The sequence below is a fragment of the Pseudomonas sp. p1(2021b) genome (genome assembly GCF_020151015.1).
In the GTDB taxonomy this organism is placed as follows: Bacteria; Pseudomonadota; Gammaproteobacteria; order Pseudomonadales; family Pseudomonadaceae; genus Aquipseudomonas; species Aquipseudomonas putida_K.
In genome coordinates, this window is the sequence record NZ_CP083746.1 from 2,097,665 (window position 1) to 2,113,323 (window position 15,659).

Annotated in this window: 18 protein-coding genes, 1 tRNA gene and 2 pseudogenes; 13 read left to right on the forward strand and 8 right to left on the reverse strand. The window is 61.1% G+C overall.

Going from position 1 to position 15,659, the window contains the following annotated elements:
- Nucleotides 1–77: 77 nt before the first annotated feature.
- Nucleotides 78–1,085 carry a nucleoside hydrolase gene (locus K8374_RS09905; RefSeq protein ID WP_224458874.1) on the forward strand — a complete coding sequence of 336 codons (1,008 nt, stop codon included), beginning with the start codon at nucleotides 78–80 and terminating at the stop codon, nucleotides 1,083–1,085.
- Here K8374_RS09905 and K8374_RS09910 read toward each other — a convergent pair.
- Entirely contained in the window at nucleotides 1,057–1,269 is a 213-nt protein-coding gene (locus K8374_RS09910) for a hypothetical protein (RefSeq protein WP_224458875.1), read from the reverse strand. The genes K8374_RS09905 and K8374_RS09910 overlap by 29 nt on opposite strands.
- Nucleotides 1,270–1,532: 263 nt before the next feature.
- Here K8374_RS09910 and K8374_RS09915 point away from each other — a divergent pair, with 263 nt between their 5' ends.
- Nucleotides 1,533–1,856 carry an I78 family peptidase inhibitor gene (locus K8374_RS09915; protein ID WP_224458876.1) on the forward strand — a complete coding sequence of 108 codons (324 nt, stop codon included), beginning with the start codon at nucleotides 1,533–1,535 and terminating at the stop codon, nucleotides 1,854–1,856.
- 148 nt (nucleotides 1,857–2,004) lie between these two features.
- On the opposite strand, the gene K8374_RS09920 is transcribed toward K8374_RS09915, so the two are convergent.
- Both K8374_RS09920 and K8374_RS09925 read right to left on the reverse strand, forming a co-directional pair.
- Nucleotides 2,005–2,217, reverse strand: a complete 213-nt coding sequence (locus tag K8374_RS09920) for a cold-shock protein (RefSeq protein ID WP_070091905.1) — start codon at nucleotides 2,215–2,217, stop codon at nucleotides 2,005–2,007.
- A gap of 162 nt (nucleotides 2,218–2,379) precedes the next feature.
- Nucleotides 2,380–2,682 (reverse strand): hypothetical protein, encoded by a 303-nt coding sequence (locus K8374_RS09925; RefSeq protein WP_224458877.1) that lies wholly within the window; start codon nucleotides 2,680–2,682, stop codon nucleotides 2,380–2,382.
- A gap of 337 nt (nucleotides 2,683–3,019) precedes the next feature.
- Here K8374_RS09925 and thrS point away from each other — a divergent pair, with 337 nt between their 5' ends.
- The 9 genes from thrS (at nucleotide 3,020) to K8374_RS09970 (ending at nucleotide 10,493) form a co-directional block, all read left to right on the forward strand.
- Complete coding sequence (gene thrS / locus K8374_RS09930) at nucleotides 3,020–4,942, forward strand: threonine--tRNA ligase (RefSeq protein WP_224458878.1); 1,923 nt, start codon at nucleotides 3,020–3,022, stop codon at nucleotides 4,940–4,942.
- On the forward strand, nucleotides 4,942–5,493 hold the full coding sequence (infC, locus tag K8374_RS09935; RefSeq protein ID WP_172402975.1) for a translation initiation factor IF-3: 552 nt from the start codon (nucleotides 4,942–4,944) through the stop codon (nucleotides 5,491–5,493). Before thrS ends, infC begins: the two co-directional genes overlap by 1 nt.
- 60 nt (nucleotides 5,494–5,553) lie before the next feature.
- Nucleotides 5,554–5,748 (forward strand): 50S ribosomal protein L35, encoded by a 195-nt coding sequence (gene rpmI, locus K8374_RS09940; protein ID WP_003250667.1) that lies wholly within the window; start codon nucleotides 5,554–5,556, stop codon nucleotides 5,746–5,748.
- A gap of 28 nt (nucleotides 5,749–5,776) precedes the next feature.
- Nucleotides 5,777–6,133 carry a 50S ribosomal protein L20 gene (gene rplT / locus K8374_RS09945; protein ID WP_003250671.1) on the forward strand — a complete coding sequence of 119 codons (357 nt, stop codon included), beginning with the start codon at nucleotides 5,777–5,779 and terminating at the stop codon, nucleotides 6,131–6,133.
- 111 nt (nucleotides 6,134–6,244) lie between these two features.
- Nucleotides 6,245–7,261 (forward strand): phenylalanine--tRNA ligase subunit alpha, encoded by a 1,017-nt coding sequence (pheS, locus tag K8374_RS09950; protein WP_224458879.1) that lies wholly within the window; start codon nucleotides 6,245–6,247, stop codon nucleotides 7,259–7,261.
- 31 nt (nucleotides 7,262–7,292) lie between these two features.
- Nucleotides 7,293–9,674, forward strand: a complete 2,382-nt coding sequence (pheT, locus tag K8374_RS09955) for a phenylalanine--tRNA ligase subunit beta (RefSeq protein WP_224458880.1) — start codon at nucleotides 7,293–7,295, stop codon at nucleotides 9,672–9,674.
- Nucleotides 9,675–9,677: 3 nt separating this feature from the next.
- Nucleotides 9,678–9,980: an integration host factor subunit alpha gene (gene ihfA / locus K8374_RS09960; RefSeq protein ID WP_003250679.1), complete on the forward strand. Its 303-nt coding sequence runs from the start codon at nucleotides 9,678–9,680 to the stop codon at nucleotides 9,978–9,980.
- On the forward strand, nucleotides 9,961–10,317 hold the full coding sequence (locus K8374_RS09965) for a MerR family transcriptional regulator (RefSeq protein ID WP_043213594.1): 357 nt from the start codon (nucleotides 9,961–9,963) through the stop codon (nucleotides 10,315–10,317). The genes ihfA and K8374_RS09965 overlap by 20 nt, the downstream gene beginning before the upstream one ends.
- A gap of 99 nt (nucleotides 10,318–10,416) precedes the next feature.
- Nucleotides 10,417–10,493: transfer RNA gene (locus K8374_RS09970), tRNA-Pro, on the forward strand.
- A gap of 80 nt (nucleotides 10,494–10,573) precedes the next feature.
- On the opposite strand, the gene K8374_RS09975 is transcribed toward K8374_RS09970, so the two are convergent.
- Together K8374_RS09975 and K8374_RS09980 are read right to left on the reverse strand one after the other, a co-directional pair.
- The gene (locus tag K8374_RS09975; protein WP_411969620.1) at nucleotides 10,574–11,752 is read right to left on the reverse strand and encodes a tyrosine-type recombinase/integrase; all 1,179 of its coding nucleotides are present in this window, start codon (nucleotides 11,750–11,752) and stop codon (nucleotides 10,574–10,576) included.
- Nucleotides 11,753–11,790: 38 nt separating this feature from the next.
- Nucleotides 11,791–13,131, reverse strand: a pseudogene (locus K8374_RS09980) (DNA cytosine methyltransferase); the annotation flags it as partial.
- Between the two features lie 87 nt (nucleotides 13,132–13,218).
- Here K8374_RS09980 and K8374_RS09985 point away from each other — a divergent pair.
- Complete coding sequence (locus K8374_RS09985; protein WP_224458882.1) at nucleotides 13,219–13,467, forward strand: hypothetical protein; 249 nt, start codon at nucleotides 13,219–13,221, stop codon at nucleotides 13,465–13,467.
- A gap of 314 nt (nucleotides 13,468–13,781) precedes the next feature.
- On the opposite strand, the gene K8374_RS09990 is transcribed toward K8374_RS09985, so the two are convergent.
- Entirely contained in the window at nucleotides 13,782–14,411 is a 630-nt protein-coding gene (locus K8374_RS09990; RefSeq protein ID WP_224458883.1) for a hypothetical protein, read from the reverse strand.
- A 113-nt stretch (nucleotides 14,412–14,524) separates the two neighbouring features.
- On the opposite strand from K8374_RS09990, the gene K8374_RS09995 reads away from it, so the two are divergent.
- Entirely contained in the window at nucleotides 14,525–14,770 is a 246-nt protein-coding gene (locus tag K8374_RS09995) for a hypothetical protein (protein WP_224458884.1), read from the forward strand.
- Here K8374_RS09995 and K8374_RS10000 read toward each other — a convergent pair.
- Nucleotides 14,760–15,338, reverse strand: coding sequence for a hypothetical protein (locus K8374_RS10000; RefSeq protein ID WP_224458885.1), 579 nt, complete (start codon nucleotides 15,336–15,338; stop codon nucleotides 14,760–14,762). The two genes, K8374_RS09995 and K8374_RS10000, sit on opposite strands and share 11 nt — an antisense overlap.
- Before the next feature lie 20 nt (nucleotides 15,339–15,358).
- Nucleotides 15,359–15,652: pseudogene (gene ssb, locus K8374_RS10005) on the reverse strand (single-stranded DNA-binding protein); the annotation flags it as partial.
- Nucleotides 15,653–15,659 lie beyond the last annotated feature (7 nt).

Consider the following 15,659-nt stretch of genomic DNA (forward strand, 5'->3'; position numbering starts at 1 on the left):
GATGGCCCGTGCCGGCTTACCGGCGATTGGGCCGCAGCGCGGCCCCAAAACATCTCGAAGGCAACAAGGAGTGCCTCATGCTAAAGCACCTGCTACAAGGAGCCATCCTCATGTCCATCCTGGCCGCTGCCCCCCTCCAGGCCGCCTCGCGCGACCTGATCATCGACACCGACCCCGGTGCCGACGACGTGGTGGCCCTGTTCCTGGCCATGGCCTCCCCGGATGAACTCAACATCCGCGCCATCACCACCGTCGCCGGCAACGTGCGCCTGGCCAAGACCTCGCGCAACGCCCGCCTGGCCCGTGAATGGGCGGGCCGCGAGGGCATCCCGGTCTACGCCGGGGCAGGGCGCCCGCTGGTACGCAAGCCGATCTACGCTGCTGACGTGCACGGCGAAGAAGGCCTGGAGGGCGTCGAGGTCCATGAGCCCCGGCAAGGCCTGGCCCAGGGCAACGCCGTGCAGTACCTGGTCGACACCCTGTCCAGCGCCGAGCCTCACAGCATCACTCTCGCCATGCTCGGCCCACAGACCAACCTGGCCCTGGCCTTGATCCAGAAGCCCGAGATCGCCAAGGGCATCAAGGAAGTGGTGGTGATGGGCGGTGCGCACTTCAATGGCGGCAACATCACCCCGGTGGCCGAGTTCAATCTCTACGCCGACCCCCATGCTGCCGAAGTGGTGCTGGCCAGCGGCGTGAAGCTCACCTACGTGCCCCTGGACCTCACCCACAAGGTGATCACCAGCGAGGCCCGCTTCAAGCAGCTGGCCGCCGTCAACAACCAGGCCAGCCGGCGCGTGGTGGACATCCTCAACGTCTACGTCAAGCATGACATGGACCTGTACGGCATGCCCGGCGGCCCGGTGCACGACGCCAGCGTCATCGCCTACCTGCTCGAGCCCGAGCTGTTCAGTGGCCGCCGCGTGCACATGGTGATCGACAGTCGCGAAGGGCCGACCTTCGGCCAGACCGTGGTCGACTGGTACGGCGTGCTCAAGCAGCCTGCCAACGTTTTGTGGTTGAACGAAGGCGACGCCCAGGGCTTCTTCGACCTGCTCAGCGCGCGCCTGGCTCGACTGCGGTAGCCGCATGCGGTGCGTAGCGCTCGAACACCTGCTCGATGAAGCTGCGCGCCGCCTCGCTGCCGCGGTCGCGCACCAGCAGGTCGATGGCGATCAACAGCAATTCTTCGGGGGTGCCGGGGCTGTAGGCGCTCTGGCCCTCGGCCCATTTGACCTTGATGTCGGCATCGATGCTGTGGCTGCTCATGGAAGGCTCTCGTGGCGGGCCCGGGCTGTGGGTCGAACACCTGACCTTGGCATTCGAAGGGAGGCGTGGTGCGCTCCGCTTGCAGCAGTAAATCATGCCTTGGCCTTGGGCGAACAGTGGCATGCCGGGCATCCGTCGCAAAATCCGGTCACGATTGGCTTTTGGCCTGGGTGCCTCGCTTCAGGCAGACTTGTCCGGTTTTGCAACAAATGTTGAATGGAACTGTCGCATTAGGCAGTTCCCGTGATCGATTAGGAGGATTCATGTTCCGTACCCGTGCTTACCTGGCGACCTTGCTGGCGGCTGCAGTCCTGGCAGGTTGCAGCACAGGCGGTTCCTCGGACGGTGGCGGCAAGGCCCCGACCACCCCGGCCGACAATGGCGGGCGCTGCGAAGCCAGCGCGGCCGACTTCACTCTCGGCAAGCAGGCCACCCCCGAATTGCTCGAGCAGGCCCGCAAGGCCAGCGGCTCGCAGCTGGCGCGCATCCTCAAGCCCCACGACGTCATCACCCTGGAGTACCGCTCCGAGCGGCTGAACCTGAACGTCGATGACAAAGGCGTCGTCACCCGCGTCAATTGCGGCTAGCGAGCCCGTGAAGCCAGCTCCTCAGGTGCAGCGTCACCTGTGGGAGCCGGCTTGCCGGCGACAGGGCAGTTTCGCCGCCACGGAAATACCTGCACGACACCTACAAAAAACCCGCCACGAAGGCGGGTTTTTTGCGTTTCTATCCGAATTACTCCGGACGAACCTGCGCAGCCTGCATGCCCTTCTGACCGCGCTCGGCAACGAAGGAAACGGACTGGCCTTCTTTCAGGCTCTTGAAGCCGTCGGTTTCGATGGCCTTGAAGTGTACGAACAGGTCGTCGCCGCCGCCTGCTGGGGTGATGAAGCCGTAGCCTTTTTCATCATTGAACCATTTGACGGTGCCGTTTTGGCGATTGGACATGGGGTGAATCTCCAGAAACATGATTTTTATCGAGGGTGCAATGTCGCCGAGGCTACGCAGCACCGGCCACATCATAGTCTAATTCTGCGCATCTAGCGCCTGTTACCTTCGCAGGATACTGATCTACGGCAAACAATGCATTGATCGCCCGCAAAAAAGGCCTCAGCCTTTCGGCGCGCAGGCCTGTCTCACGGCGCTCTGGGCCCGCTGCATCAGCTTGGCGTCCACACCGTCCTTGCTGTCGAGGTCTTCGATTTCCGCCTTGGTGAAGTTTTTCTCGATGGCGTCGGCGCCACACTTGCAATGCTGGTCGGCTGTCTTGGCGTCGACGCCTTGCGCGGTGGCCACCTGGACACACTGGTCCATGTAGGCGCCTTTCTTGCCAGCAGGCCATTCTGCCTGGGCCGCCAGCGGCAGCAACAGGGCACTGGCGGCCGTCAGGGCCAGAAGAGACTGAAGTCGCATAACCACACACTCCTTGGGTTGAGTCTCATCAAGAGTAGGATGCTTCAGAGACTCTGAGGTGGAATTTTCCCAACAAGTTCACCGAAGCGGTGCAATTTCCAAATATTTCTGCCTGGCGCCCAAGCCGCGTGCTAGGATGCTCGGCTTGCAGCGCGTCCATACGCGGCTTGCATTCCATTTATCATTTTCCAGTCACTCTGGTTCGTCCCTGGCAGGCCGAAAGGTCTCTGCCACTGTGAGGCAGGCTTTCCCGCGGGAAAGGCAGGTCGGATCTTGTACTGGCTCATCCCAACCCATGTGACCTTTGGTAGGGGTCACCACTAGGAGAGGAGGCGCCATGCCCGTAATTACTCTTCCCGATGGCAGTCAACGTTCGTTCGACAAGGCCGTCACCGTTGCCGAAGTCGCCGCCTCCATTGGCGCGGGCCTGGCCAAGGCCACCCTGGCCGGCAAGGTCGACGGCAAGCTGGTCGACGCCTGCGACCTGATCGAGAACGACGCCACCCTGCAGATCATCACCCCTAAAGATGAAGAGGGACTGGAGATCATCCGCCACTCGTGCGCCCACCTGGTCGGCCACGCGGTGAAGCAGTTGTACCCGACCGCCAAGATGGTGATCGGCCCGGTGATCGACGAAGGCTTCTACTACGACATCGCCTACGAGCGTCCCTTCACCCCTGAAGACATGGCCGCCATCGAACAGCGCATGCAACAGCTGATCGACAAGGACTACGACGTCGTCAAGAAGATGACCCCGCGCGCCGAAGTCATCGACGTGTTCAAGCGCCGTGGCGAAGACTACAAGCTGCGCCTGGTCGAGGACATGCCCGACGAGCAGGCCATGGGCCTGTACTACCACGAAGAATACGTCGACATGTGCCGCGGCCCGCACGTGCCGAACACCCGCTTCCTCAAGGCGTTCAAGCTGACCAAGCTGTCCGGCGCCTACTGGCGCGGCGATGCCAAGAACGAGCAGTTGCAGCGTGTGTACGGCACCGCCTGGGCCGACAAGAAGCAGCTGGCCGCCTATATCCAGCGCATCGAGGAAGCCGAGAAGCGCGATCACCGCAAGATCGGCAAGCAGCTCGACCTCTTCCACCTGCAGGAAGAAGCGCCGGGCATGGTGTTCTGGCATGCCAACGGCTGGACCGTGTACCAGGTGCTCGAGCAGTACATGCGTCAGGTCCAGCGTGAGAACGGCTACCAGGAAATCAAGACCCCGCAGGTCGTCGACCGCATCCTCTGGGAGCGTTCCGGCCACTGGTCCAACTACGCCGAGAACATGTTCACCACCTCGTCGGAAAGCCGCGACTTCGCGGTCAAGCCGATGAACTGCCCGTGCCACGTGCAAGTGTTCAACCAGGGCCTCAAATCGTACCGCGACTTGCCGCTGCGCCTGGCCGAGTTCGGTGCCTGCCACCGCAACGAGCCATCCGGCGCCCTGCACGGCATCATGCGCGTGCGTGGCTTCGTACAGGACGACGCGCACATTTTCTGCACCGAAGACCAGGTGAAGAAGGAAGCCGCCGACTTCATCAAGCTGACCCTGGATGTCTACAAGGACTTCGGCTTCACCGACATCGCCATGAAGCTCTCCACCCGTCCCGCCAAGCGCGTGGGCTCCGAAGAGCTGTGGGACCGCGCCGAGGGCGCCCTGGCCGATGCGCTGAACGAGTCGGGCCTGGAGTGGGAATACCAGCCGGGCGAGGGCGCCTTCTACGGCCCGAAGATCGAGTTCACCCTGCGTGACTGCCTCGGCCGTAACTGGCAGTGCGGTACCCTGCAGTACGACCCGAACCTGCCTGAGCGTCTGGATGCCAGCTACATTGCCGAAGACAACAACCGCAAGCGCCCGGTCATGCTGCACCGTGCTATCCTCGGTTCCTTCGAGCGCTTCATCGGCATGTTGATCGAGCACTACGCGGGCGTATTCCCGGCGTGGCTGGCGCCCACCCAGGCGGTGATCATGAATATCACCGACAAACAAGCCGATTTCGCGCTCGAGGTGGAAAAAACGCTGAACGGAAGCGGTTTCCGTGCCAAGTCCGACTTGAGAAATGAGAAGATCGGCTTTAAAATCCGCGAGCATACTTTGCTCAAGGTCCCATACCTTCTGGTTATAGGGGACCGCGAAGTCGAAACGCAGACCGTTGCAGTGCGTACCCGTGATGGCAAAGACCTGGGCTCCATGCCCGTCTCCCAATTCACCCAACTGCTCGCTGAAGCCGTGGCTCAGCGCGGTCGCCTAGAATCGGAGTAATGACTATTAAGCGTGAAATGAGAAACGATAAACGAACTGCACCGAAAGCCCCGATCAACGAGAATATCTCGGCACGCGAGGTTCGGTTAATTGGCGCTGACGGCGAGCAGATTGGCATCGTCTCGATTGATGAAGCGCTGCGTATCGCTGATGAAGCGAAGCTGGATCTGGTGGAGATCTCTGCAGACGCGCAACCGCCTGTCTGCAAGGTGATGGACTACGGCAAGCACCTCTTCGAGAAGAAGAAGCAGGCTTCCGAAGCCAAGAAGAACCAGAAGCAGATCCAGATCAAAGAAATCAAGTTTCGTCCAGGGACGGAAGAAGGGGATTACCAGGTAAAACTACGCAACCTGGTACGTTTCCTTAGCGATGGGGACAAGGCCAAGATCTCTCTGAGATTCCGCGGCCGTGAGATGGCCCACCAGGAGCTGGGCATGGAGCTGTTGAAGCGGGTCGAAGCCGACCTCGCCGAATACGGCACCGTTGAGCAGCATCCGAAGATGGAAGGACGCCAGCTTATGATGGTCATCGCCCCCAAAAAGAAGAAGTAATCTCCCGGGCACGGCAGGCCTGATGATTATGTGTAATTTTATCGAATGCGGAGTTCCAACATGCCAAAGATGAAAACCAAGAGCGGTGCTGCGAAGCGTTTCCTGAAAACCGCTTCCGGCTTCAAGCACAAGCACGCTTTCAAAAGCCACATCCTGACCAAAATGTCGACCAAGCGTAAGCGTCAACTGCGCGGTGCCAGCCTGCTGCACCCGTCTGACGTGGCAAAAGTCGAGCGCATGCTGCGCGTACGTTAATTCTGGTCAACGATAGAGGAAGTTACTCATGGCTCGTGTAAAGCGTGGCGTCATCGCTCGTAAGCGTCACAAGAAAATTCTGAAACTGGCTAAAGGCTACTACGGTGCGCGTTCGCGCGTATTCCGCGTTGCCAAGCAAGCGGTCATCAAGGCTGGCCAATACGCCTACCGTGACCGTCGCCAGAAGAAGCGTCAGTTCCGCGCTCTGTGGATCGCTCGTATCAACGCCGGTGCCCGCACCAACGGCCTGTCCTACAGCCGTCTGATTGCTGGCCTGAAAAAGGCGTCGATCGAAATCGACCGCAAGGTTCTGGCCGACCTGGCAGTGAACGAAAAAGCGGCGTTTGCTGCGATTGTCGAGAAAGCTAAAGCCGTCCTGGCTTAAGTACCCACGACAATCATCCGGCGACGCTGTGCGCCGTCGGGTGTAAAACGTCATCGATAGGGGAAGAGCCTTCAAAAGCTCTTCCCCTATTTTCGTATCTGGAGTCTGTACATGGAAAACCTGGACGCGCTGGTTGCCCAAGCCCTCGAGGCCGTGGAACGCGCTGAAGACATCACTGCCCTGGAACAGATCCGGGTCCAATTCCTCGGCAAGAAGGGCGAGCTGACCCAGGTGATGAAGACCCTGGGCAACCTGCCAGCCGACGAGCGCCCCAAGGTCGGCGCGCTGATCAACGACGCCAAGGAACGCGTCACCGACGTGCTCAACGCACGCAAGGCCGCCTTCGAAGAAGCCGAGCTCAACGCTCGCCTGGCCGCCGAATGCATCGACGTGACCCTGCCAGGCCGTGGCCAGACCACCGGTGGGCTGCACCCGATCACCCGTACCCTCGAGCGCATCGAGCAGTTCTTCACCCACATCGGCTACGGCATCGCCGAAGGCCCTGAGGTCGAAGACGACTACCACAACTTCGAAGCGCTCAACATCCCCGGCCACCACCCGGCCCGGGCGATGCACGACACCTTCTACTTCAATGCCAACATGCTGCTGCGCACCCACACCTCGCCGGTGCAGGTACGGACCATGGAGTCCAGCCAGCCGCCAATCCGCATTGTCTGCCCGGGCCGCGTGTACCGCTGCGACTCGGATATCACCCATTCGCCGATGTTCCACCAGGTCGAAGGCCTGCTGGTCGACCGCGGCATCAACTTCGCCGACCTCAAGGGCACCATCGAGGAATTCCTGCGGGTGTTCTTCGAAAAAGAGCTGGCGGTGCGCTTCCGTCCGTCGTTCTTCCCCTTCACCGAGCCGTCTGCCGAAGTCGACATGGAGTGCGTGATGTGCTCCGGCAAAGGCTGCCGCGTGTGCAAGCAGACCGGCTGGCTCGAGGTCATGGGCTGCGGCATGGTGCACCCGAACGTGCTGCGCATGTCTGGCATCGACCCTGAAGAATTCCAGGGCTTCGCCTTCGGCATGGGCGCCGAGCGCCTGGCCATGCTGCGCTATGGCGTCAACGATTTGCGTCTGTTCTTCGACAACGACCTGCGGTTCCTCGCCCAATTCCGCTAGGCCCGATCGACGCACTTTCTAGGAGAACAGCATGAAATTCAGTGAACAGTGGCTGCGCGGTTGGGTCAACCCGCAAGTCTCCCGTGACGAACTGGTCGCCCGCCTGTCCATGGCCGGCCTCGAAGTCGACAGCGTAACCCCCGCTGCCGGCCAGTTCAGCGGTATCGTGGTGGGCGAGATCCTCACCACCGAACAACACCCGGACGCCGACAAACTGCGCGTGTGCCAGGTGAGCAACGGCCAGGAAACCTTCCAGGTCGTCTGCGGCGCCCCGAACGCACGCCCTGGCATCAAGATCCCGTTCGCCATGATCGGCGCCGAACTGCCAGGCGATTTCAAGATCAAGAAGGCCAAGCTGCGTGGCGTCGAGTCCTTCGGCATGCTGTGCTCGGCTGCAGAGCTGCAGATCAGCGAAGAGAACGACGGCCTGCTGGAGCTGGCAGCTGACGCCCCGGTCGGCGAAGACATTCGCGCCTACCTGAACCTGGACGACGCCAGCATCGAGATCGGCCTGACCCCGAACCGCGGCGACTGCCTGTCCATCGCAGGCCTGGCCCGTGACGTCAGCGCCCTGTACGACACCCCGGTCACCCGCCCGGTGGTGCCGGCCGTACCGGCCGCCCACGACGAAGTGCGCCCGGTCGAAGTTTCGGCCCCGGCTGCTTGCCCGCGCTATCTGGGCCGCGTGATCCGCAACGTCGACCTGAGCAAGCCGACCCCGCTGTGGATGGTCGAGCGCTTGCGCCGCAGCGACGTGCGCAGCATCGACGCCGCCGTCGACATCACCAACTACGTGATGCTCGAGCTCGGCCAACCGATGCACGCCTTTGACCTTGCCGAAATCAACGGCGGCATCCGCGTGCGCATGGCCGAGGAGGGCGAGAAGCTCGTCCTGCTGGATGGCCAGGAAGTCGCCCTGCGTGCCGACACCCTGGTCATCGCCGACCACACCCGTGCCCTGGCCATCGCCGGCGTCATGGGGGGCGAGCACAGCGGTGTGAACACCGAGAAGACCCGCGACCTGTTCCTGGAAAGCGCCTTCTTCGAGCCGATTTCCGTGGCTGGCAAGGCCCGTTCCTACGGCCTGCACACCGATGCCTCGCACCGCTACGAGCGCGGCGTCGACTCGCAGCTGGCCCGTGAAGCCATGGAGCGCGCCACCGCGCTGGTACTGGAAATCGTCGGCGGCGAAGCCGGCCCCATCGTCGAGGCCGTGAGCGAGCAGCACCTGCCCAAGGTCGCGCCGGTCACTCTGCGCGCCGAACGCATCAACCAGATGCTCGGCATGGATATGGACGCTGCCCAGGTCGAGCAGCTGCTCAACGCCCTGGAGCTGAAAACCAGCGCCAGCGGAGCAGGGCAGTGGACCGTCGAAGTCCCCAGCCACCGCTTCGACATCAGCCTGGAAGTCGACCTGATCGAAGAACTGGCCCGCCTGTACGGCTACAACAACCTGCCGGTACGCTACCCGCAGGCCCGCCTGGCTCCCCAGGCCCGCCCGGAGTCCCGTGGCGAGCTGCCGACTCTGCGCCGCCTGCTGGTCGCCCGTGGTTACCAGGAAGCCATCACCTACAGCTTCATCGACCCGAAACTGTTCGAGCTGTTCACCCCAGGCGTCGAGCCGCTGCTGCTGGCCAACCCCATCTCCAGCGACATGGCCGCCATGCGCGCGTCCCTGTGGCCGGGCCTGGTCAAGGCGCTGCAGCACAACCTCAACCGCCAGCAAGACCGCGTGCGCCTGTTCGAAAGCGGCCTGCGCTTCGTCGGCCAGCTGGGCGACCTCAAGCAGCAGCCGATGATCGCTGGCGTCGCCACCGGCAGCCGCCTGCCGGAAGGCTGGGCCAACGGCCGTGACAGCATCGATTTCTTCGATGTGAAGGCCGATGTCGAAGCCCTGCTGGGCTACTCCGGCGCCCTGGGTGACTTCACCTTCGTCGCCGGCAAGCACCCAGCCCTGCACCCCGGCCAGACCGCCCGCATCGAGCGCGACGGTAAGGAAGTCGGCTACCTCGGCGCCATCCACCCAGAGCTGGCCAAGACCCTGGGCCTGGAGCGCCCAGTGTTCGTCTTCGAGCTGGTACTGGGCGACGTGGTCGAAGGCCGACTGCCGAAATTCAGCGAACTGTCCAAGTTCCCGGAAGTGAGGCGTGACCTGGCGTTGATCGCAGGACGTGATGTAGCTTCTAGCTCGGTGCTTGAAGTAATTCGTGACAATGCGGGCGAATGGCTCACAGACCTCAGGCTGTTTGACGTCTACCAGGGTAAAGGCATTGATCCTGATAGAAAAAGCCTGGCCGTCGGCTTGACCTGGCAGCATCCATCGCGCACTCTTAACGACGATGAGGTGAACACTACCCTGCAAAACATCCTCACCTCGCTCGAACAAAGGTTGAACACCACGTTAAGGAAATAGCGTATGGGTGCTCTGACGAAAGCTGAGATGGCCGAAAGGCTGTACGAGGAGCTGGGGCTCAACAAGAGAGAGGCCAAGGAGCTGGTCGAGCTGTTTTTCGAAGAAATTCGGCACGCACTTGAAGAGAACGAGCAGGTCAAGCTGTCCGGTTTCGGCAACTTCGACCTTCGCGACAAACGCCAGCGGCCGGGCCGCAACCCCAAGACAGGGGAAGAGATCCCGATCACCGCTCGCCGTGTCGTCACCTTTCGTCCAGGGCAGAAACTGAAAGCCCGGGTTGAGGCCTATGCTGGAACCAAGCCATAACGACGAGCTGCCCCCCATTCCGGGCAAGCGCTACTTCACCATCGGTGAGGTCAGTGAGCTCTGTGCGGTAAAACCGCACGTGCTGCGTTATTGGGAACAGGAGTTCCCGCAACTCAACCCGGTCAAGCGCCGCGGCAACCGGCGGTATTACCAGCGCCAAGACGTGCTGATGATCCGCCAGATCCGCGCGCTGCTGTATGACCAGGGCTTCACCATCGGCGGGGCGCGATTGCGCCTCTCCAGTGATGAAGCCAAGGATGACACTACCCAGTACAAGCAACTGATTCGGCAGATGATTGCGGAGTTGGAGGATGTGCTGGTGGTGTTGAAGAAGTGACCTGAAGCCTGATGGGTGGATTTTTTTGAAAAAAAGCTTCCATTATTCAAAAGGTTAGGGTAAATTCTTCACCATTCTCAGCAACATCGAGAATGATGTCGGGGCGTAGCGCAGCCCGGTAGCGCACTTGCATGGGGTGCAAGGGGTCGAGTGTTCGAATCACTCCGTCCCGACCATATACCTCAATGACTTAGGCCATTTCCGAAAGGGGTGGCCTTTTTCATTTGCGTGACTTTTTGCGTGACTTCTCAGGTTTTTACGCCTGCCTCCTCTTCAGAATTGTCAGCACCGGCCCACGCGAGTCCGTCGCTGAAACTTTGTTTGTCGCCTCTATCAACTGTCCCAGCTCCGCGCCAGAATAGTGGCTGGTCACGCTGCCGTTCTTGTGACCAAGAAGCGACTTCCGATCTTCCTCTGTTACACCAGCTGCTTTCAGGCGCCTGCCGAAAGTGTGCTTCAAGTCGTGAACCCTGATAGAAGCGAACCCAGGGTGTGCCGGCCGTAAGTGTTGCTCCTGCCAGAGCTTTGCCGCGCGCACCCTCGCTTTCTTCCAGGCCGAGTCGTTCATCCTGTGCATGCCGGTGCCGTTGTATGGGAAAACCCATTCCCGGCTTATCCCCCGCTGCCCGTCTATGATCGACTTGGCCACGCTGTTCAGCACTACCAGGCGCTCGTCCCGGTTCTTCACTCCAGAGTTCTCGTGCCGGCCGCCGAAGTCCGCAGGTATCAGGAACACGCTAGTGCCCAACTCGGGTACCGAGATCTCCCAGTCCCACCTCAGTTTGCAAACCTCCTGCTCGCGGCAGCCTGTGTTCACCTTGAACAGGGCCATTCGCTGCAGGTGGTCCGGCAACTCCCCGAAGAGAATCGACTGCTCATCCCAAGACATCGGGTAGGGCTTTCGACTGGATCTCTTCTCCTCCAGCTTGGTCAGCAGCGGAACGCTGTCGAGCCAAGGCCTGCGCTCCTCATCCCGCCATTTCCGGCAAGCCAGCGACAGCACGCGAATCACTCGCTCGATCGCGATGTTCACCGTCCGGTTGCTGACCGCCTTCCTCACTTTCCCATTCGGCAAATCTTCGTCCGTCTGCCGATCCCGAATGAACGGGGCCAGTGCCTGGTCGTCGATGTGCGTGAGCGGCAGGTCGCCCAGGTATGGATCAAGTTGCTGGAGGCACAGGGCAGTCAGCTTGATTGACGGCTGATCCTTGTGCTCGAGCAGGTACCTGGTAGCCGCTTCCCGGAACGTCCGAACCTGCCGAACACCATATACTTTGCGTTGGCGGATCTGCTCAAGGCGGTGGATCAGGTACTTTTCTGCTTCCGCCCGGTCACAAGTTCCAGTGCTTTCGTAAAGTCTCTCGCCGTTGATCCTCTTGTCGATGTGCCAGATGCCGTTCCTTTGGGAAAGGCCTGTGATTGTCTTTCGCGCCATCCCTTATCTCCTGATGGGCGCTCGCTGCCAGGTGATTGTCGTCCCTGAGCGCCTTCTTTCGCAATTGCCATGGCCTGGATGTAGTCGTTCATGCCGCGGGCCGTGGTGGTGTTGAACCCGCCGTTGGCCTGCTCGATGAAGGCTGTGCACATGCCCATGGCATGGGCAGCACCCGCCGGCCGCTTGTAGTTGCCGCCGCTGGTGATGGTCGGTACCGGTTCGGTGACGGGTGATCCCTCGCTGTTGAACCTGAACTTGACCAGGTGGGCCACTGCCAGCGCGTGCTTCACCCCGCCGGCGACGACGGTACCTAATGGCTGATCCAGGCCAGGCACACGAGGCTGTTGGCCTTCGCGCTCACCGTAACTGGTTTGGACTAGGGTTGGACTGGCCATGGCGAAGGATCCACCGCGCGGCCAAGAGGTAACGGTACGTAGCGGCTCGTCGGCAGACTGGGCGAGCTCGCCCGACCAATTCGCGATCGGCACGATGAAGGGCTGCGGGTTGTCCAGCACGAACTTCTTCATGCCCTTGGCCACCCGGCGCAGAGTTGCGGCTGCAAGCTCCTTCTTGCGCCCGAAGATGCTCTTGCTGATGCAGTCAGCAGCGGTGCGCCACTTCTGCTGACCCTTGGCTGGGTTCTTTGCGTGGGTCGGCTCGGGCCACACGATTGGCTGGCCGTCGCAACGGGCGATCATGAACAGACGTTCCCGGCTGGTCGGCGCGCCAAAGTCGCAGGCCTTGATGATTCGCCATTCCACCTGGTAGCCCATGCCTTCGAGCAACTGCACGAACCGCCGCCAGGTAATGCCGCGGCGTTTTGGATCGGGAACCAGGAACTGCTGCTGCACCGGCACGTGCTCGCCGATGGCAGCTACTGTGCCGTCCAGCTTCATCACCCGGCCGGTGGCCTTGTCGCGCTTGGCGATCAGCTGCCCCCACTGCAGGATCTGTTTCACGTTCTCCAGGCTGATCACACGCGGCTTCTTCTTGCCGGCCCACTTCAGGCCAATCCACGACAGGTTGCGGATCTCGCGTTTTCGCGGCTGGCCGCCGGCGGCCTGGCTGTGGTGGGTGCAGTCGGGGCTCATGTGGAACCAGCCCACGGCGCGGCCCTGGCATTCTTCGTCCGGGTCGCCCTCGAAAACGTCGGTGGTGAAGTGGCGAGCCGCCGAGTGGTTGGCGGTATGCATGCTGATGGCCGCTGGACTGTGGTTCTTGGCCACTGTCACCGGCCGACCCAGGCCCATCTCCAGACCGGTACCGGCACCGCCGCCACCGCAGAAAAAGTCGACTACGATCTCATCGTCCTGAGGTTCGAAGCCAAGGCCGTACTGGGTTTTGAAGTCGAGATGGTTCTTTTTCTGAAATGCAGACATGGGCGATCCTCGCCTGGGTGGCGTGATTGGTTGAAGTGGGGTATCAATTCAAGGGGGGAGACCGACAGATTTCGGAGGGAAATATCCGTGAGCAACTATGAATCATTGGATATTGAGATCTTCTTCGATCCTCGGCGAGGCGAGAACAGAGTTCGACCCCTACCGGGGCAAAAGTACCCGCCTTCTATGGTGGTTGAATGTGCCAAGGACTTCAGGAAATCAAACCCTGTTGGTTCAAAGTTTCGTCTTTTCGTTAAGCAGAAAGAGAAAAAATCTGATGACTGCCGGGTGCACCTCTACTCCTACTACGACTGGCCTGTAGAGCCACTTGATTGAGTCTGTTTTTTTGGCGCTGGCGGGCAGCGCCGTGAAGTGTTCGTGGTGATATGCTTCGCCGCTTGCCAAACAAGGAGAGTGGAATGGGATTGCGGGAGAGGCATAAGGCGTTTAAGGAGTGGTTCACGCCGAAGCGTAAGCGGCGAGCGGGGTTAACCTTGCTCGTGATATGGGGTGTCGGTATTTGTGTCTATCCAGGTCAGTATTGGGTCTACGTGTTGATCCCCGGAATCATCTGGTTCATGAGCGCTTGGCCGCCTGGGCTGTACGAAAATAATTGATGTGCTGGCGGGCAGCGCAGGAGGGTCAGGCGGCTATGGACGGTTGTCCTGCCCGCAGTTACGGCAGTTGTGTTCGAAGCGCTGGCGATCGCTGACGAACCGGCCGCAGCCGGCACAGTTAAACATCATCATCCGCGGCTTCTGTTGCTTGGGTAGCACGATGCTGGTGCCGCGCAGGGCCTCCTTGATATCGACGTCGTCGCGCTCGACCAGGCGGCGACTGTGCGCGTCGATGTAGGCGCAGGGCCAGGCGATGCCACCGGTTTGGCCGCAACGTCCGATCATGTTGATGGTGTCTGCCCGGGCGACGCGTACCGCCTTGCTGAGGTCACTCGTGAAGCCACCGTCGGCCTTCAGCCAGATCAAGTTGTTGCCGTTCCAGGCCTTCGGCTTCTGCATGTAGAACTCAGCAGCTTCGGGGTGCTGGTCCAGCGCCTCGCGGATCTCGACATACTGGCAATCGACGCCGATCCGCGCCCTGGCGTCGATGTAGCTCTTCGGCCATGGGATGTCGGTTTCGCGATGATCCAGGGCTTCGTCCCGTGTGAACAGCTGGGCCTTTGCCAGGTCGGTGACATACCCTGAGCCACCGAGACCCCAAAATGACAGACCGTCGCCGACGTAGGCGTGTGGGCGGCTGTCCTGCAGGTAGAACTGGGTCATGGCTTTCTCCATACGCGCGCCGCCCTCCGTGGCCGGATGCGGCATGGTGGCAATTTGGTTTGGGATGGGGTATTACGGGTGACCGGCATGGAGCCGGACACAAGGAGCAAAACATGCGCTACCAGGTGGGCACGCACGGTGTCGGCGGCCGCAATGAATCGTGGTATTACGCTGAGTATGACAAGGCCACTGGCAAGGCCTATTGGGTTCACGAATGGAGCAACATGAACTCGGGTCTTCAAGTCACCGATGGAGAGAAAAAGATTCCGCTGGAGGAGGCGGGAAGCCAGAGTTTCTACGAGAAAGCCGTGGAGGTGATCCAGGCCAATCACCCAGAGTGGCAGCCTCTTAAGGGTTGACGATTTCGTCGCCTGGGTTTCGCTTCAATTCAGTCATGGTAGCCACTTCGAACTGGCGCGCTAGTTTCGGCGAGATGTAAAAAGCTGGCGCGCCAGGCCGTTCAAGCCTGCGCGCCCGCTCTTCAGGATCCTGCGCGATCCATGAAAGGGCCAGGTCCTGCCAGAGTTCTTGCACCTGCTCGTAACCATGCGCCTCGATCTCTGCAGCTATGGCCTTCTTGATCCCAGCAGGCATGTTGAAGAACATCTTCTCGATGCCCAGGCGCTGGGCTTCTGCCTTCTTCCTGTCGCGGTAGTTCGCCGAATGCTTGGCGGCTCCCGTCTTCTGTTCGGCCATCGCCGATACCTCCCAAGCCGCTGGGCGGCAGATTGATGTGTTGCTGGCGACGGCCGTGCCGGGCGCGGGCGTTGATGCGTTTCTTGGCCGGCATATCTCCACCAAATCTGTCTTTCTGCCGCGGTAGGGATTGGCCACCAGCTTCTTGCCGTTCTGCATGTAGACTGCCCAGGGCTGCTTACTGCAGGCGGCCATCATCGCGGCATACTTGATGACGGTCAGTGGGTTCATCGACTCTCGGCGGTGCACGGTCACGCCCCCGCGATGTGGTGGAGCGGCGCGAACGGTATATCGTCGTCGAATGCGTCAGGCGGCACGCCTTGTTGGCTTGGCTGCGGGGCAGGGCGCTGCTGGCGATGTTGCTGCCCATCGTGCTGACCTTGCGGGCGCCCACCCAGGAGCTGCAAGGGGCCCTGCATGTCGACGATGACTTCGGTGGAGTAGCGCTTAATGCCGTCCTTCTCCCACTCGCGGGTCTGCAGCTTGCCCTCAATGTAGATCTGTGAGCCCTTGCTGGCATACTCCCCGGCTATCTCGGCGATCCGTCAAGGT

Excerpts from the sequence above, each read along its gene's own strand:
- K8374_RS09990 (WP_224458883.1), bottom strand. The coding sequence starts at position 14,411 with ATGACCCAGTTCTACCTGCAGGACAGCCGCCCACACGCCTACGTCGGC.
- K8374_RS09975 (WP_411969620.1), bottom strand. The coding sequence starts at position 11,752 with ATGGCGCGAAAGACAATCACAGGCCTTTCCCAAAGGAACGGCATCTGG.
- ihfA (WP_003250679.1), top strand. The coding sequence starts at position 9,678 with ATGGGTGCTCTGACGAAAGCTGAGATGGCCGAAAGGCTGTACGAGGAG.
- thrS (WP_224458878.1), top strand. The coding sequence starts at position 3,020 with ATGCCCGTAATTACTCTTCCCGATGGCAGTCAACGTTCGTTCGACAAG.
- K8374_RS09995 (WP_224458884.1), top strand. The coding sequence starts at position 14,525 with ATGCGCTACCAGGTGGGCACGCACGGTGTCGGCGGCCGCAATGAATCG.
- K8374_RS09905 (WP_224458874.1), top strand. The coding sequence starts at position 78 with ATGCTAAAGCACCTGCTACAAGGAGCCATCCTCATGTCCATCCTGGCC.
- K8374_RS09925 (WP_224458877.1), bottom strand. The coding sequence starts at position 2,682 with ATGCGACTTCAGTCTCTTCTGGCCCTGACGGCCGCCAGTGCCCTGTTG.
- K8374_RS09915 (WP_224458876.1), top strand. The coding sequence starts at position 1,533 with ATGTTCCGTACCCGTGCTTACCTGGCGACCTTGCTGGCGGCTGCAGTC.
- K8374_RS10000 (WP_224458885.1), bottom strand. The coding sequence starts at position 15,338 with ATGAACCCACTGACCGTCATCAAGTATGCCGCGATGATGGCCGCCTGC.
- rpmI (WP_003250667.1), top strand. The coding sequence starts at position 5,554 with ATGCCAAAGATGAAAACCAAGAGCGGTGCTGCGAAGCGTTTCCTGAAA.
- K8374_RS09920 (WP_070091905.1), bottom strand. The coding sequence starts at position 2,217 with ATGTCCAATCGCCAAAACGGCACCGTCAAATGGTTCAATGATGAAAAA.
- rplT (WP_003250671.1), top strand. The coding sequence starts at position 5,777 with ATGGCTCGTGTAAAGCGTGGCGTCATCGCTCGTAAGCGTCACAAGAAA.
- K8374_RS09965 (WP_043213594.1), top strand. The coding sequence starts at position 9,961 with ATGCTGGAACCAAGCCATAACGACGAGCTGCCCCCCATTCCGGGCAAG.
- infC (WP_172402975.1), top strand. The coding sequence starts at position 4,942 with ATGACTATTAAGCGTGAAATGAGAAACGATAAACGAACTGCACCGAAA.
- pheT (WP_224458880.1), top strand. The coding sequence starts at position 7,293 with ATGAAATTCAGTGAACAGTGGCTGCGCGGTTGGGTCAACCCGCAAGTC.
- K8374_RS09910 (WP_224458875.1), bottom strand. The coding sequence starts at position 1,269 with ATGAGCAGCCACAGCATCGATGCCGACATCAAGGTCAAATGGGCCGAG.
- pheS (WP_224458879.1), top strand. The coding sequence starts at position 6,245 with ATGGAAAACCTGGACGCGCTGGTTGCCCAAGCCCTCGAGGCCGTGGAA.